Origin of the sequence: Serratia sp. 2C06, assembly GCF_050037615.1 — a bacterium.
Taxonomy (GTDB): domain Bacteria; phylum Pseudomonadota; class Gammaproteobacteria; order Enterobacterales; family Enterobacteriaceae; genus Serratia; species Serratia ureilytica.
Genome location: NZ_CP188299.1, coordinates 3,749,473 through 3,765,243, shown reverse-complemented (window position 1 = coordinate 3,765,243; position 15,771 = coordinate 3,749,473). Strand labels below are relative to the sequence as shown.

Annotated in this window: 15 protein-coding genes; 8 read left to right on the top strand and 7 right to left on the bottom strand. The window is 61.4% G+C overall.

Annotated elements, in window-relative coordinates:
* Window positions 1-31: 31 nt before the first annotated feature.
* From ACP3TA_RS18550 to ACP3TA_RS18535, 4 genes are read right to left on the bottom strand one after another with little or no spacing between them, the layout of a single operon-like run.
* Window positions 32-745, bottom strand: a complete 714-nt coding sequence (locus ACP3TA_RS18550; protein WP_033643186.1) for an ABC transporter ATP-binding protein — start codon at window positions 743-745, stop codon at window positions 32-34.
* Window positions 738-1,508: an ABC transporter ATP-binding protein gene (locus tag ACP3TA_RS18545; protein ID WP_033643185.1), complete on the bottom strand. Its 771-nt coding sequence runs from the start codon at window positions 1,506-1,508 to the stop codon at window positions 738-740. Before ACP3TA_RS18545 ends, ACP3TA_RS18550 begins: the two co-directional genes overlap by 8 nt.
* The gene (locus ACP3TA_RS18540; protein ID WP_033643184.1) at window positions 1,505-2,617 is read right to left on the bottom strand and encodes an ABC transporter permease subunit; all 1,113 of its coding nucleotides are present in this window, start codon (window positions 2,615-2,617) and stop codon (window positions 1,505-1,507) included. The genes ACP3TA_RS18545 and ACP3TA_RS18540 overlap by 4 nt, the downstream gene beginning before the upstream one ends.
* A 10-nt stretch (window positions 2,618-2,627) precedes the next feature.
* On the bottom strand, window positions 2,628-3,578 hold the full coding sequence (locus tag ACP3TA_RS18535) for a branched-chain amino acid ABC transporter permease (RefSeq protein WP_046687108.1): 951 nt from the start codon (window positions 3,576-3,578) through the stop codon (window positions 2,628-2,630).
* 170 nt (window positions 3,579-3,748) lie between these two features.
* On the opposite strand from ACP3TA_RS18535, the gene ACP3TA_RS18530 reads away from it, so the two are divergent.
* The 4 genes from ACP3TA_RS18530 (at window position 3,749) to ACP3TA_RS18515 (ending at window position 8,146) form a co-directional block, all read left to right on the top strand.
* A complete protein-coding gene (locus tag ACP3TA_RS18530; RefSeq protein WP_033643182.1) occupies window positions 3,749-4,678 on the top strand; it encodes a LysR substrate-binding domain-containing protein in 930 nt (309 codons plus the stop codon).
* Between the two features lie 256 nt (window positions 4,679-4,934).
* Window positions 4,935-6,815 (top strand): potassium transporter Kup, encoded by a 1,881-nt coding sequence (locus ACP3TA_RS18525; RefSeq protein WP_160204326.1) that lies wholly within the window; start codon window positions 4,935-4,937, stop codon window positions 6,813-6,815.
* A 190-nt stretch (window positions 6,816-7,005) separates the two neighbouring features.
* Window positions 7,006-7,725, top strand: coding sequence for a glucosamine-6-phosphate deaminase (locus ACP3TA_RS18520; protein ID WP_033643180.1), 720 nt, complete (start codon window positions 7,006-7,008; stop codon window positions 7,723-7,725).
* Window positions 7,726-7,843: 118 nt separating this feature from the next.
* On the top strand, window positions 7,844-8,146 hold the full coding sequence (locus ACP3TA_RS18515; protein ID WP_047026060.1) for a cupin domain-containing protein: 303 nt from the start codon (window positions 7,844-7,846) through the stop codon (window positions 8,144-8,146).
* On the opposite strand, the gene ACP3TA_RS18510 is transcribed toward ACP3TA_RS18515, so the two are convergent.
* On the bottom strand, window positions 8,143-9,300 hold the full coding sequence (locus ACP3TA_RS18510) for an alpha/beta fold hydrolase (protein WP_206195950.1): 1,158 nt from the start codon (window positions 9,298-9,300) through the stop codon (window positions 8,143-8,145). The genes ACP3TA_RS18515 and ACP3TA_RS18510 overlap by 4 nt on opposite strands.
* 64 nt (window positions 9,301-9,364) lie before the next feature.
* Between ACP3TA_RS18510 and ACP3TA_RS18505 the strand changes: the two genes are divergently transcribed.
* On the top strand, window positions 9,365-10,258 hold the full coding sequence (locus tag ACP3TA_RS18505) for a LysR family transcriptional regulator (RefSeq protein WP_089194795.1): 894 nt from the start codon (window positions 9,365-9,367) through the stop codon (window positions 10,256-10,258).
* A gap of 39 nt (window positions 10,259-10,297) precedes the next feature.
* On the opposite strand, the gene ACP3TA_RS18500 is transcribed toward ACP3TA_RS18505, so the two are convergent.
* Window positions 10,298-10,891, bottom strand: coding sequence for a TetR/AcrR family transcriptional regulator (locus ACP3TA_RS18500; RefSeq protein ID WP_033643177.1), 594 nt, complete (start codon window positions 10,889-10,891; stop codon window positions 10,298-10,300).
* Window positions 10,892-11,031: 140 nt separating this feature from the next.
* Here ACP3TA_RS18500 and ACP3TA_RS18495 point away from each other — a divergent pair, with 140 nt between their 5' ends.
* Genes ACP3TA_RS18495 through ACP3TA_RS18485 form a run of 3 tightly spaced genes read left to right on the top strand, consistent with a single transcriptional unit; the run spans window position 11,032 to window position 13,899 of the window.
* Window positions 11,032-12,087, top strand: coding sequence for a sugar phosphate isomerase/epimerase family protein (locus ACP3TA_RS18495; protein WP_198810449.1), 1,056 nt, complete (start codon window positions 11,032-11,034; stop codon window positions 12,085-12,087).
* Window positions 12,088-12,113: 26 nt separating this feature from the next.
* Window positions 12,114-13,007 (top strand): alpha/beta fold hydrolase, encoded by an 894-nt coding sequence (locus tag ACP3TA_RS18490; protein WP_042784598.1) that lies wholly within the window; start codon window positions 12,114-12,116, stop codon window positions 13,005-13,007.
* A complete protein-coding gene (locus tag ACP3TA_RS18485) occupies window positions 12,997-13,899 on the top strand; it encodes an alpha/beta hydrolase (protein WP_198810453.1) in 903 nt (300 codons plus the stop codon). The genes ACP3TA_RS18490 and ACP3TA_RS18485 overlap by 11 nt, the downstream gene beginning before the upstream one ends.
* 428 nt (window positions 13,900-14,327) lie before the next feature.
* Here ACP3TA_RS18485 and ACP3TA_RS18480 read toward each other — a convergent pair whose 3' ends face one another.
* Window positions 14,328-15,761, bottom strand: a complete 1,434-nt coding sequence (locus ACP3TA_RS18480) for an NAD-dependent succinate-semialdehyde dehydrogenase (protein ID WP_206195951.1) — start codon at window positions 15,759-15,761, stop codon at window positions 14,328-14,330.
* Between the last annotated feature and the right edge of the window lie 10 nt (window positions 15,762-15,771).

Below are 15,771 nucleotides of genomic sequence, written 5' to 3'. Positions count from 1 at the left end.
ATACTCCTGGTGCGGTTAAAGGTAACAACGGTTATTCACCCAAATAGATCCGTTTGATTTTTTCATCGTCCAGCATGTCGGCGGAGCGGCCGCTGTGGCTCAGGCTGCCGCTGTCCAATACGTAGGCGCGATCGGTGGACGCCAGCGCCAGGCGGGCGTTCTGCTCGACCAACAGCAGCGTGACGCCGTCACGGGCTAACTGCTTGATGACCGAGAAAATGGCCTCCACCACAATCGGCGCCAGCCCCATCGACGGTTCGTCCAATATCAGCAGCCGCGGGCGGCTGAGCAGCGCGCGGCCCATCGCCACCATCTGTTGTTCACCGCCGGAAAGCAGCCCGGCCGGTTGATGCAGGCGCTCGCTCAGCCGTGGGAAGGTGGCGCACACGCGTTCAAAATCTTGCCGCACCGCCGATGCGTCACGCCGCGCATAGGCACCCAGCTGCAGGTTTTCTCGCACCGTCAGGCGGGTGAAAATGCCGCGTCCCTCCGGCACCATCACCAGCCCTTGTTGCAGCAAGCGGTGCGGCGGCATGCCGCGAATCGAACGGCCGTCGAACAGGATGTCGCCCTCAAACGGCTGCAGGCCGGTCAGCGCCCGCAGGCTCGAGGTTTTGCCCGCGCCATTGGCGCCGATCAGCGTCACCTGTTCGCCGGCGCTCACCGTGAAATCGATGCCTTTGACCGCATGAATGCCGCCATAAGACACTTTGAGTCGTTTAACGCTCAGCAGGGCTTCAGACATGCGCGCCGCCTCCCAGATAGGCTTGAATGACCGCCGGTTCGCGCCGCACCTGAGCCGGTTCGCCTTCGGCGATCGCTTTGCCGTAATCCAGCACCGTCAGCCGATCGCACAGACCCATCACCAGCTTGACGTCGTGTTCGATCAGCAGCAGCGTTTTGCCGCTGTCGCGGATGCGCAGCAGCAGTTCGCGCAGCGCCACTTTTTCTCCGGCGTTCATGCCGGCCGCCGGTTCGTCCAGCGCCAGCAATCGGGGCTCGGTCGCCAGCGCGCGGGCGATCTCCAGCCGCCGCTGATGGCCGTAGGCGAGATCGCCGGCGCGGTAATGGGCGAATTGGCTGATGCCGACGTACTCCAGCAGCGCATGAGATTTATCGCGCACCGCCTGTTCCTCCTCCCTGGCGCGACGGTGCCGGGCGATCGCCGCCCACAGGCCGTTGCGGGTGCGCACGTGGCAGCCGACCATCACGTTTTCCAGCACGCTCATTTCATTGAACAACCGCAGGTTTTGGAAGGTGCGGGCAATGCCGGCCTGCGCCACTTTGTCGATCGCCTGGGGCTTATAGCGCTGGCCCGCCAGGCGAAACTCGCCCGCGTCGGCGCGATACAGGCCGGTGATCAGGTTGAAGCAGGTGGTCTTACCGGCGCCGTTCGGCCCAATCAGGCCGTAGATTTCCCCCTGGCGGATGCTCATGCTGACGTCATCCACCGCCGTCAGGCCGCCGAAGCGTTTGCTGATATGGTGTAAAGCGAGCAGCGGCGTCATGCGGCGTTCCCCCGTGCGTGGCGGGCCGGCCACAGGCCCGCCGGGCGATACAGCATCACCAGGATCAGCGCCAGGCCGTAAAACAGTTGGCGGATGATTTCCGGGTCGATCAGCACCTGGCCGAATAGCGCCTGCTGCAGCGGCCCCATGCTGCTGCGCAGCAGCTCCGGCAGGGCGGCCAGCAGCAGCGCGCCCAGGATCACGCCGGGGATGTGCCCCATGCCGCCGAGCACCACCATCGCCAGTACGGCGATCGATTCCTGCAGGGTGAACGATTCCGGCGACACGAAGCCCTGAAACGCGGCGAACAGCGCGCCGGCCACGCCGCCGAAGGTGGCGCCGATGGCGAAGGCCAGCAGCTTGAAGTTGCGGGTGTTGATGCCCATCGCCCGCGCGGCGTCCTCGTCTTCGCGGATCGCCGTCCACGCGCGGCCGATGCGCGAGTTCTGCAGCCGCAGGCTGATGAAGAGGATCGCCAGCAGCAGGGCGGCGAACAGGTAGTAATACAGGTACAGGCCGGAAAAACGTACGCCGAACCACTCATGCATGCCGGAAAACTTCAGGCCGAACAGGCTGACCGGATCGATGCCGGAAATGCCTTTGGGGCCGTTGGTGAGGTTGACCGGGCGGTCGAGATTGCGCATCAGAATGCGCACGATTTCGCCGAAACCGAGCGTGACGATCGCCAGATAATCGCCGCGCAGCCGCAGCGTCGGCGCGCCGAGCAGGATGCCGCACGCCGCCGCCAGCAGCGCCGCCAGCGGGATCAGACCCAGCATCGACAGGTGCAGCCCGTCGGGGAACCACTGCAGCAGCAGCGGGAATTGCTGTGTCAGATGCGGTGACGACAGCAGCGCGGCCAAATAGGCGCCGACGGCGTAAAAGGCGATAAAGCCCATGTCCAGCAACCCGGTCATGCCCACCACGATGTTCAGCCCGAGCGCCAGCATCAGGTACAGCAGGGCGAAATCGACGACCCGCACCCAGTAGTTGCCCCCGGCGGCGCCCGCCACCCAGGGCGCCAGCAGCAGCGCGAGAATGAACAGCGTCAGCCCCAGCCTGGCGCGGCGCGGCGTGGCCAGAGGAACGGGAGGAGTCAAAACGGTCATGGTGATGTCCTTATGCGCGCGTGGCGATGCGTTCGCCCAAGAGCCCGGAGGGGCGGAAGACCAGCACGGCGATCAGCACCAGAAACGCGAACACGTCCTGGTAGTTGCTGCCGAACACGCCGCCGGTCAGCTCGCCGAGATAGCCGGTGCCCAGCGATTCGAACAGGCCCAGCAGCAATCCGCCGAGCATCGCGCCGCGCAGGTTGCCGATGCCGCCAAGCACGGCAGCGGTAAACGCCTTGATGCCCGGCAGAAAGCCCATCGAGAAACCGGCGTTGCCGTAGTTGCTGGCCATCATGATGCCGGCCACCGCCGCCAGCGCGCCGCCGAGCGCGAAGGTCAGAACGATGATGCGGTCAGGACTGATGCCCATCAGGCCGGCGACCTGCGGGTTTTCCGCCGTGGCGCGCATGGCGCGGCCGAAACGGCTGTGTTCGACCAGCAGCCATAAGCCGGCCATGACCGCGACGGCCACCGCCAGCGTGACGATCGCCGTGCCGGTGATCACCGCCGGCGCATGCCCGCCGCTGCCTGCGGTCAGGGCGATGGGGGTCATTGGCAGCAGCTGCGGAAACATCAGGGGATTGCGTGACCAGATCAGCATCGCCAGGGTTTGCAGCAGCAGCGAGACGCCGATACCGCTGATCAGCGGGGCCAGGCGCGGTGCATTGCGCAACCGGCGGTAGGCGAGATGCTCGATCGCCATCGAGGTGATGGCGCAGACCGCCATGGCGAACAGGGCCGCCAGCAGCAGCGTGGCGTACGGTGGTAACGCGGGAAAGTGGTGTTGCAACAGGCTTATCGCCGACAACGCGCTCAGCGCACCGACCATCAGCACGTCGCCGTGCGCGAAATTGATGATGCGCAGGATGCCGTACACCATGGTGTAACCGAGCGCGATCAGCGCATAGATGCTGCCGAGCATCAAACCGTTGACGGTTTGCTGTACCAGCGTATCCATAGAGAGAGTCCGGAGATAATGAGTCAGGAGGGTCACAGTAGAGAATTTAAAAAAATTGTAAAATACGGAAAAATACTTTCTTATACAAAAAACGAGTGATTTTAATGCGTTGATTTTTATGTATATTGAATCCATTCCTTCAGTGTCGATTTCCCAAAAACAGTCAATATATGAAAAAAACAGAACAGTACGATGAGCCATTGCCGATGCTGCCGAACGATCCGCCGCTGCGCGCCGTGCGGGCGTTCGAAGCCATCGCGCGCCTGGGGGGCATCAGCGCGGCGGCTAACGAGCTGATGATTTCGCCTTCGGCGGTCAGTCATCAACTCAAAACGTTGGAGGCATTTTTGCAGATGCCGTTGACCGAACGGCAGGGGCGTAACCTGGTGCTGCGCAGCGAGGGGCGGGAGTATTACCGTTCGATTCGCTCGGCGTTCAACGTGCTGCGCCAGGCGACCGAACACGTGCGCGAGCAATCCGCGTCGCGGCAGGTGACCATCAGCCTGATCCCGCTGTTCGGCATGGGTTGGTTCATTCCGCGGCTGCGCGGTTTCCTGCGCGAAAATCCGGATATCGACATCAATGTGGTCTACGCCAACCACCGCAATTACCTGAGCGACGCCGCCGACCTGTCGATCCGCTTCGGGGTCGGGCAGTGGACCGGCTATCGCAGCGAGAAGCTGATGTCCGGCAAAATGGTGCCGGTGTGCAGCCGGGCATTCAGTAAACTGCATGGTTTGCTCGATACGCCGGAGCAGCTGGCGACGCTGCCGCTGCTGCACGACGAGGAGCGCAATACCTGGATGCAATGGTTTCAGCAGGCCGGCGTCAAGCGCCCGCTGCGCAGTATCGGCCCGATGTTTGAGGACGGATTGTTGACGTTGGCGGCGGTGCAGGCGGGGCTAGGGTGCGCGTTGATGCGTGAACCGTTAATCGCCCAGTACCTTGAAAGCGGTGAATTGATCAAAATGTTCGATCTGCCGATCGACGACGGCCGCGATTATTACCTGTGCGCTCGACTGGATAGCGAGCTGTCGCAGGAAGGCGAAAATCTGCGGCAGTGGCTGCGCCGCGAAGCCGATGAGAGCCGGCTCGCGTAACGCCGGGCGGAAACAGGGGGGAGCCGGACGTTCATTTCACTTTCCCACGACGCACGCCACGCCAACAGGAAAGTAATAGGCCCTCCGGGGTGGGCGTTTTTAAACCGTTGCTCACCGGCGATGATTGCTGAAGCTCCAACGCGCGATGCTGTCACTGGCGAAGATGACGGCTATGCTTAACTTGCCGATCACGTGGCGCGACGGCCACAAAGTGACAATAATTCCCACTCTCAGCGCAACGTCAAGGAGCGAGCAGATGTCTGTCGGCAATGATACGGAAACCGTGAATAAGACGGGGCTGGCGCCGCTGGCGTTGGGCGCATTGGGTGTGGTGTTCGGCGATATCGGCACCAGCCCGCTGTACACCCTGAAAACCGTGCTGTTTCTCTCCGGCGACGCGCCTTCGGCGCCGGTGATCCTTGGCCTGCTGTCGCTGATATTCTGGACGCTGGTGATCGTCACTTCTCTCAAATACGCCATGTTCGCCATGCGCATCGGCAACCGCGGCGAGGGCGGCATCATGGCGCTGATGTCGCTGCTGGTCAGCAAGCGAAAATCCCGGCCGCTGGTGCTATTCGCCGGCCTGTTCGGCGCCGCGCTCATTTACGGCGACGGCGCCATCACGCCGGCCATCTCGGTGCTCTCGGCCCTCGAAGGGCTGAACATCGTGCTGCCGGCGTCGCAGCCCTTTATTCTGCCGGCGGCGGTGGTGATTTTGCTCAGTCTGTTCGCCATTCAGCCGCTGGGTACCGCGCGCATCGGCCGCGTGTTCGGGCCGATCATGGCGCTGTGGTTCCTGTCGATCGCTGCGTTGGGCGTGTGGGGCATCATCCAGCATCCGGCGGTATTGCTGGCGCTGAACCCGCTCTACGGCATTCACTTTCTGTTCTCCAACGGACTGACCAGCTTCCTGGTGCTGGGCGGCGTGTTTTTGTGCGTCACCGGCGCCGAAGCGCTGTATGCCGATATGGGGCATTTCGGCAAACGGCCGATTTGGCTGGCCTGGTTCGGCATCGTTTTTCCCAGCCTGTTGCTTAACTACGCCGGTCAGGCCGCGCTGATCCTGAGCGGCGCCGATGTCACGCAGAACATCTTCTTCCGTTTATGCCCGCCGGCGCTGCTGATCCCGCTGGTGATCCTGGCCACGCTGGCGACGATCATCGCCAGCCAGGCGATCATCAGCGGTGCATTTTCCATGACCCGGCAGGCGATCCAACTGGGGTGGCTGCCGCGGCTGCGGGTCAGGCAAACCACCGAGGAAAGTTACGGGCAGATCTACATTGGCGCCATCAACTGGCTGCTGATGGTGGTGACGCTGTTCCTTACCGTGTTCTTTAAATCGTCGGACAATCTGGCCGCCGCCTACGGCATCGCCGTCTCGTTGACCATGATCATGACCACCGGCCTGCTGTTCGTCGCCATGCGCGAGGTGTGGCGCTGGGGGCCGATCGCCAGCCTGTTGGTGGCGGGCGGTTTCTTCGTGGTCGATTTGAGCTTCCTGACGGCCAACATGACTAAAGTGCTGCAGGGCGGTTATATCCCGCTGCTGTTGGCCGCCGCGGTCTATACCGTGATGCTGATCTGGCATCGCGGGGTGCTGGCGGCCGCGCGCACCCTCGGTGAAACTACAGTGCCGGTAGCGGATTTCCTGGAGAAAATCCGCCGCGAATCCGTGCCGCGCGTGCCGGGCACCGCGGTATTCCTGACTCGCAGCCTGCAAGGGACGCCGCCGGTGATGAAATGGCAGGTCAAGCGTAACGGTTCGCTGCACGCCAACGTGCTGGCGCTCACCATTGCCATCGTCAATGAGCCGCGGGTCTCGAATGCTGAACGGTTGGTGATGCGCGAGCTGTCGCCGGGCTTTTGGTGCGGCGTGGCCAGCTATGGCTTTATGGAGCGGCCTAACATCCCGCAGCTGTTGCAGCACGTCGAGGCGCAGAAATCCGGTCTGAACTTCGACGAGGCGACCTACTATCTCGGGCACGAGACCGTGGTGCGCCGCGAAGCGAACGACCGGTTGCCATCCTGGCAGCGCAACCTGTTCGCGCTGATGGTGCGCAACGGCATGCACGTCACGGATTATTACTACCTGCCCAGCGATCAGGTGGTGGAGATTAGCCGCCGCGTGCCGGTATAGGGCGCGAAAAAGGCATCGCCGCAATTGCGGCTTGCATCACACAACGCGGTTTGCATTTCATTCCTGGCCGCCATAACCTGACAAGAAACGGATTGTTACTGACGCGATCAGGCAAAACCTAACTTCTCTCCCGGCATCGAACATGGCCGGATGGGCGGTTAGGTTTTTTTTTTTGCAAAAGGAGAAGGGAATGAAACTTGTCGTCGCTAATGACTACCAGGAAATGAGTGAGCTGGCCGCCAGCCTGTTGTTGAGTTACATGCTGCGCCCGCAGCGCGTCAATCTGGCTATCACCGCCGGCTCGACGCCTAAACGGATGTATGAGTTGTTGGCTCCGCGCGTCAAGGGCCACGCGGAATTCGCCAACGCGCATTACTATAATTTCGATGAAATTCCTTACGCCGGCCGATCGGGCTATGGCGTCACCATGGAGAATCTGCACCGTATGTTCTTTGGCCCGGCGGCGATCCCCGAGCGGCAACTGCACGTCTTGAATTCGGACAACTACCTGCAGCACGATCGGCGTATCGCCGAAGATGGCGGGCTGGATGCGATCGTGATGGGCGTCGGGGCGGACGGGCATTTCTGCGGCAATCTGCCGGGCACCACCGCCTTCGAAGACCGCACCTGTCGGGTGCCGGTTTCCGCCAGGCCGGATCTGGCGGACATTTTGCTCAAAGAGGTGGGCGGCCGCACTGAATGGCTGCCCGATCATTACGTCACCCTGGGGCCTGCAAGCGTGATGGCCGCCAAAAAGCTGGTGCTGCTCGTCAACGGTTCGCACAAAGCGGACATTTTGCGGCGCATTGTCAGCGGGCCGGTGGAGAGCGGGGTGCCCGCCAGCATTTTGATGCTGCATCCGGACCTGTTGATTATCGCCGATCGGGAGGCCGCGGCGCTGCTGCCTTAAGCGTTCATCCGGCGCATCTCGCCTCAGAACCAACGGTCATAACCTGCAACCAAAGCGTCTTTCCCTGCGGCGCAGAATCAGGCTAGAGTGCGTTTTTTCATGCACCTGGGGGATTCCGATGCTGTTCGATTTAAACCAGCAGGCGGCCGAACTGCCTGAGGCCTGGCGCTCTGCCGTGCTGGGCCGCGTCGGTGCGGCCAATATCAAAGTGCTGCGCATGGATGCGCGCAGCATTGCGGATGAAGTGCATGATTACAGCGAAGGGTTGCTGGTGATCAGCGGCCACCTGCGGCTGCAGGTGGCGGGGGAAGAAGTGGTGGTGCGGGCCGGTCAGCTGTATCAGGCCGCGGCCGGCGTGCCGCACCGCGTGTTGCCGGGCAGCGAAGGCACGCTGGTGATTGTCGATTTGCCGGAGGATTAAGTGCCGTCGTTGGGCTGAGGCGGCGCCAGAAATCTGACAACGCCCTGGAGAAAGCGTTGTCTGCCGGCGTTATCTCTATCGAGATGGACAAAATGTGTCGCTTCAGGAATGACCAGCTTTTCGGCTGAAGGGGCATCTTTCATGATGGCGTCAACATCCTCGGGCCGGCTCCAGAAATCCCGTTCCGAGCGAACAACCAAGACGGGAACAGTTGTTAAGGCTGTTGCGGACCACTGTTTTCTGCCCATCGCCAGTTCAAAGCTGTCAGCCATTGCACCGGTCGGTGCACGGAAGCTGTGTGGCGTTCTGCGCTGCGAGGTGTTGTCCGATGCCAGTGCGGCATCACCGTAAGCGCGTTTAACGGTTTCATCTCGCCACTGTGTTTTATCCGCCACGGGAATGCTGTTATCCCAGGCGACAAACAGACTGTCTCGCGTGTTGAGGCTCCAGCCGCCAAATTTGGCGGCGTTGAAGTGCCCGGGATTTTGAGGATCGTCCAGCGGCGATCCCTGGCCCAGCAGCGGGTGGTGGGCGGTTCCGCCATAAAGCGTGTTATAGAGCACCAGCCGTTCCACATTCTGTGGATATTGGGTTGCATAAGCGCCCGCCCAGTGTCCTCCCGTCGCCCATCCCAGGATATTAATGCGGGGAGCTCGACTCCATGCCTGAATAGCCTGCACGGCGCGATCGATATCGGTTATGGCGTCCGCAGTGCGGATCAACGGCGCTGACTGGTTAGGAGGGCTGTCCATCGCGGCCGGCCGGCTGGATAACCCATATCCCCGCAGATCGAGGATATATACCCGAAAACCGGCTAATGCCAGATCTGCCGCCAAAGAGCCGCCCTTGACGGGCAAATCAAAAGAGGCCAGGCCGGGAACCCGTGCGCCATGAATCAGCAGTACAGGTTTGCCCTCAGATTTCAGGCTGACTTCCCTGACGTGCAGTTGCTCTCCACCCGCAAGCAAAATGTATCTGTCTGTTCGATTTACCGGTGTGGGGATTTCATTTTCTTTTGATGCAGCCTGCGTTGACGGCGCTGACATGATAAGGAGGGCTAGCAACGTATTTAGGTTTCGATAAGTCAGTGACAACGATCTGAGTATGTTCATTGTTATTCCTGCTCCACGAATATATACAGGAAGCATCTTCATGTGCTCCCCTTGATGTGTCTAATACTATTGTGGCGCTTTCTTAATACATTTAAGGTATCACGACATGCTTACTCTGCGTCAGCTCCGCCAATTTCTTGTGGTTGCGGAAACAATGAATGTCCGGAAAGCGGCCGAGCGTTTGCATATGGCTCAACCCCCGCTGACAAAAGCGATCCGTCAAATGGAAGAGATTTTGGGCACCCGGCTTTTTGAGCGAACCAATCGAATAACGGCATTGACTCCCGCCGGGGCAGTGTTGCAGAAGGAAGCGGTTACGACGCTCATACAGATGGAACGGTCGATGTTACTGACACGACGCGCTGGCCAGGGAATGACGGGGGCTTTGCGCATCGGTTTTGTCGCTTCCGCCGTCAGACATCTGCTTCCCGAAATGGTCGCCCGTTTTCACTTTTCCTGTCCGCAGGTTGTTCTTGAATTGAAAGAAATGACGACGGCGCGACAGGTTGCGAGCCTTTTGGAAGACACGATTGATATTGGCATTGCGGTTTTACCTGTTCCTGAATACGCCATACCGAAACTGTCTTGCCATCCATTTTTTAGCTGCCCGCTGATTGCCGTTTTGCCGAGTAAACATCCTGCCGGAACAAGCGGCGTTCTTTCGCTTTCTGCCCTGGCCAGGGAGCCGTGGGTATTGTTTCCTGAGCAAGAAGGGCCAGGTCTCTATCGCGCTATCATTGAGGCCTGCGAAAAGGCAGGATTTGCTCCTGAGGTTGTTCAGCGAGCCGTACAGATGGAAACGATAGTCGGCCTTGTTGCTTCGGGATTAGGAGTCAGTCTGGTCCCTGAATTCATGCAAAAAAGCGGCTGGGCAAACGTTTCTTTTTGTCGGCTTAGTGGAGAACAGATCCCGTATCAGGTTGCTCTGATTCACAAGGCGGAAAATATCAATCCCCACGTCGCGGATTTTGTCAAAAACGCAGTTCCTCCACAGCCATAGGTAAAACGCGCCTGAGTTTGAACCGCATTCAAGAATCGATTAGGCGCGGTCGCCCAAGGCCGTCAGCGCCACGTTTACCGCCGCCAATAACCGCGCCTCGGTGACGCCGTCACGCGCCTGAATCGACAGGCCGTGCAAGAAGACGGCGAAATAGTCACCCAGGCTGTCGGCGTCGGTGTCGGCCGGCAATTCGCCGGTTTGCACCGCCTGCCGCAGCCGTTCGACGATCTGCTGCGTGCGCTGCAGCCGATGCTCTGCCAGCCAGGCTTTGAGCCCGTCGTTTTCCGCGCTGACGCTGGCGGCGGCGGAGACCACCATGCAGCCTTGCGGCAGATCGGGCCGGCTATAGAGCCGCACGGCGTCTTCCAGCAGGCGTTTGAGCGCCGGGCGAATGCCGCTTTCCGTCGCGAAGGCGCGATCGGCGAAGCCCCCTTCGGCGGTTTCATAACAGGCAATCGCCTCGCGGAACAGCTGCTCTTTGGAGCCGAACGCTTTGTAGATGCGTGCGGAAGCGATGCCCAACTCCGCCACCAGATCCGACATCGAAGTGCCTTCGTAACCTTGCCGCCAGAATAAGTTTCGCGCCTTCAATAGCGCCTGTTCGCGATCGAACTCGCGCGGTCTGCCTGCCATTCGCTGCTCCAATTTACCTGCCATTCAGCGACATAGGATCGCTTAAATCGACGGGAATACCAATGCCTTTATAAATTTCGCTTGCGGTCGCCGCGCTTTGCTCCTATTGTTTGTCAATCGACAACCAATAGGAGTTTACGATGAAAACCCTCAAAGGTCCAAGCCTGCATCTCGCGCAATTCAGCGATGACGCGGCGCCGTTCAACAGCTTGCCCGCCATTGCCGAGTGGGCGGCGCGGACCGGTTTTACCGCCTTGCAGATCCCGGCCTGGGATCGGCGTTTATTCGACGTGGCCACCGCTGCGGAAAGCCAAACCTACTGCGACGATTTGACCGGCATGTTGGCGGAGCAGGGGTTGGTGGTCAGCGAACTGACCAGCCATATCTTCGGCCAGCTGATGGCGGTGCACCCGGCTTACGATGCGCTGTGCGACAGCTTTGCGCCGCCGGAGCTGCAGGGCGATCCCAAGGCCCGCGGCGAGTGGGCGCTGCAGCAAATGCTGTTGGCGGTGAAGGCGTCGGCGCGGCTGGGGCTCAGCGAACTGGGCACCTTTTCCGGTTCGCTGGCCTGGCCCTATCTATTCCCGTTCCCGCAGCGCCCTGAAGGATTGATTGACACCGCGTTCAACGAGCTCGCCAAACGCTGGCTGCCGGTGCTCGACGCCTGCGAGGAGCAGGGCATCAATCTGTGTTATGAAATTCACCCGAGTGAGGATCTGCACGACGGCGTGACGTTTGAGATGTTTCTGCAGCGCGTCGGCAACCATCCGCGTTGCCGGGTGTTGTTCGATCCGAGCCACATGGTGCTGCAGCAGCTCAACTATCTGGAGTTTATCGATATCTATAAAGAGGTTATCGGCATGTTCCACGTCAAGGACGCCGAGTTCAATCCGACCGGTCGGCAGGGTATTTACGGCGGCTATCAATCCTGGATCGATCGCGCCGGCCGTTTCCGCTCGCTGGGCGACGGCCAGGTCGATTTCAACGGCATTTTCTCCCGTTTGACGCAGTATGGCTATCCGGGCTGGGCGACGCTGGAGTGGGAGTGCTGCCTGAAAAATCCACAGGACGGCGCTCGCGAAGGCGCGGCCTTCATTCGCGAGCGCATTATCCGTGTCACCGACAAAGTGTTTGATGACTTCGCCGGTGCGCCGGTCAATCCTCAGCAGATCAATGCATTGCTCGGCATTCGCTGAGCCTGACCCCACAGGGAGTTAACCCCATGAAACACAGTCAAAACGAGATCCTGTTGCAGGATCTCGCGGCGGAACACGTCTATACCCAGGTCAACGGCCGGCGCCTTCACTGCGTGGTGGCCGGCGAAGGGCGGCCGGTGCTGCTGATCCCCGGCTGGCCGCAAACCTGGTACACCTGGCGTTATGTGATGCGCGCCTTGGCGGCGGCCGGTTTTCAGGCGATCGCCGTCGATCCGCCGGGCATCGGCGACTCTGACAAGCCCGCCGGCGGCTACGACACCGGCAGCATCGGTGCGGCGTTGCACGCGATGATGGCGCAGCTGGGCCATCAACGTTACCAACTGGTCGGCCACGATATCGGCATGTGGATCGGTTACGCCATGGCGAGCGATTTCCCGCAGGCGGTGGAGCGTCTGGTACTGACGGAGGCGGTGATCCCCGGTCTGGCGCCGCCGCCGCCGATTTTCGTCGCGCCGGAGGAGAATATCTTCCTGTGGCATTTCATGTTCAACCAGCTGGCGGATTTGCCGGAGACCCTGACCCAGGGGCGCGAGCGGGAGTATCTTGGCTATATCTTCAACCGCTGGTCTTATCGGCGCGATCGGGTGGCGGCTGAGGTCTATATCGCCGCCTATTCGGCGCCGGGCGGCCTGCGCGCCGGATTCGACTATTACCGGGCGATCCCGGAGACCGTTCGCCAGAACCGGCTGCGCGCCGCCACGCCGTTGACGATGCCGGTGTTGACGGTGGGAGCGGAGCACGCCACCGGCGACGCGCCGCTGACGACGCTACGGGGCAATGCGCGCGATCTGCGGGGCGAAACGGTCGCCGGCTGCGGCCATTTCATCACCGAGGAGTGTCATGAGGAATTTATTGCCCTGATTACGCCGTTCCTGACGGGAGAGCAACATGCCGCTTGATGAACACATCGCCGCCTTTTTGGCGGCCTCGGCCGACGCGCCGCTACCCGTTTCGTTGGCGGACATGCGGGCGGCCACGGAAAGCGGTTTGCGTCTGCTGCAGGGCGCACCGCAACCGAGCGGCGGCGTCAGGGATTTTACGCTGGTCGCCACCGATGGGCACCGGATTGCGCTGCGCGCCTATCTACCGGCGGGGGAAAGGTGCGCTGCCGCACAACCGGCGATGCTGTTCGCCCACGGCGGCGGCTGGTGCCTCGGTTCGCTGTCGCTGTATGACCAGCCCTGTCAGGCGCTGGCTAACGCCACCGATCGGATAATCCTGTCGGTCGATTATCGACTGGCGCCGGAGTTTCCTTTTCCACAGCCGCTGGAAGATGTCTATCAGGCGCTCTGTTGGGCGGCGCAACAGGCGCCGCAGTTAGGGATTGACGCTGACCGTCTGGCGGTGGGTGGTGACAGCGCCGGAGGCAATCTGGCGGCGGCGGTCGCGCTGTTGGCGCGGGATCGCGGCGGTCCGCACATTGAACGTCAACTGCTGCTGTACCCGGCGCTCAGCCGCGAAATGGCGACGAAGAGCTATCGCGAATTCGCCGAGGGGCATTTTTTGACGCGCGACGCGATGGTGTTTTGTTGGCAGCAGTACCTGGCCCAGCGACGCGATCCGAGCGCCGAGCCGCTGCACGCCGCCACGCTGCGCGGATTGCCGCCGGCCACTATCCTGAGCTGCGAATATGATCCGCTGCGCGATGAGGCCGAACTGTATGCGCAGCGGCTGCGTGAGGCGGGTGTGGCGGTACGCTGTGAACGGTTGCCGGGCATGGTGCATGCCTGCATTCACATGTTGGGGCTGACCCCGGCGGCGCGGCGCCTGTTCGAGCTGGCTCGCGAGTAAAAAGTTCACGCTAAGACGCGATGAACCATTCTTATCCCATTCGTTTGATGTTGTGTTATGAAAGGCAATGAAAATAGTGAGATAAGCAGGGTGTTGGGCGCCCTTGAAGACGCCGAACGCAGGCATAGCGCATTAGGAGAAACCGCCATGGACGGCGGTTTCAGGTGAGACAGGCAGGGACGCCTGTCGCAACCGGCCTCAATGCGGTATGGCGGAGAGAGGGAAGTTGGCAAAGCCAACCGTCTGATAGGGCAAAGGCGCGGGTTGCCAGGGGCCGCGCCTTCGGCCCCTGGCTCGGTCGAAGCGTATGAGCTTCATGGCGCATCTCACCTTTATCGACCGAAAACTGCACAAATACGTTCAGAAAAACGCTAACTAACCAGGATTACCCGCATTGCGGGGCTTCTGGCTATTCATCCGACGTGCGATTAACGGCCGGCGACGGTGACAAAGCGCGTTTCCAGGTAGGACTCGATCGCTTCGCTGCCGCCTTCGGTGCCGTGGCCGGAGTCCTTCACGCCGCCAAACGGCGTTTCCGGCAGGCCGAAACCGATGTGGTTGATGCTCAGCATGCCGCTCTCCACGTCGCGCCCCAGCGCATTGACGGTGGCGATGTTGCGGCTGTAAGCGTAGGCGGCCAGCCCGTACGGCAGGCGATTGGCTTCGGCGATCGCCTCGTCGTAGGTGGCGAACGGGCGTAGCAGGGCGACCGGGCCAAACGGCTCTTCCAACATGGCGCGCGCGCTCAGCGGCACGTCACGCAGCACCGTCGGCTCGAAGAAGTTGCCTTTGCCCGCCACGCGTTTGCCGCCGGTGCTGGCCTTCGCCCCGTGGGCGATAGCGTCTTGCACCAGCGCCTCGATATTGTCGACGCTGCGGCCCAGCACCATCGGCCCCATCGTCACGCCGTCTTCCAGCCCGTTGCCGAGCTTGAGTTCACGCACCGCGGCGGTGAATTTCTCCACGAAGGCCTCATAAACGCCTTGCTGGATCAGGAAGCGGGTCGGGGCGATACAGACCTGGCCGGCGTTGCGGAACTTGGATTGCGCCAGCTCTTTGGCCGCCGCGTCGAGATCGGCGTCGTCGAAGATCAGCACCGGCGCGTGGCCGCCCAGCTCCATGGTGGCCTTTTTCATATGCTGGCCGGCCAGCGCAGCCAGATGTTTGCCCACGCGGGTGGAGCCGGTGAAGGAGATCTTGCGAATGGTCGGATGCGGGATCAGGTATTCCGAGATTTCCGCCGGGGTGCCGTACACCAGCGCGATCACCCCGGCCGGAATGCCGGCGTCGGCGAAGGCTTTGATCAGCTCAGCCGGTGAGGCCGGCGTTTCTTCCGGGCCTTTGACGATGATTGAACAACCCGCCGCCAGCGCGGCGGACAGCTTGCGCACGATCTGGTTGATCGGGAAGTTCCACGGCGTGAAGGCGGCCACCGGGCCGACCGGCAGTTTCAGGGTTTGCTGCTGCACGTCGCGAGCGCGGGACGGAATAATCTGCCCGTAGGTGCGGGTGGCTTCGCCGGCGAACCACTCGATCACGTCGGCGGCGTTGAGAATTTCGATTTTGGCCTGCGCCACCGGCTTACCCTGTTCCTGCGTCATGATGGCGGCGACGGCGTCGGCGCGTTCGCGCAGCAGCGCAGCGGCTTTGCGCATCAGGTTGGCGCGCTGGTGTGCGGCGGTGTTTCGCCAAACGTTAAACCCGCGTTCAGTGGCGGCCAGCGCCAGATCGAGATCCTCTGCGGCGGCGTGCGCCACTTGACCGATGATCTCGTCGGTAGCGGGGTTGGAGACCGGCAGGGTTTTTCCGGCCAGCGCGCTGCGCCATTGTCCATCGATATACAGTTGAGTATCCGGATACATTGTTGCCTCT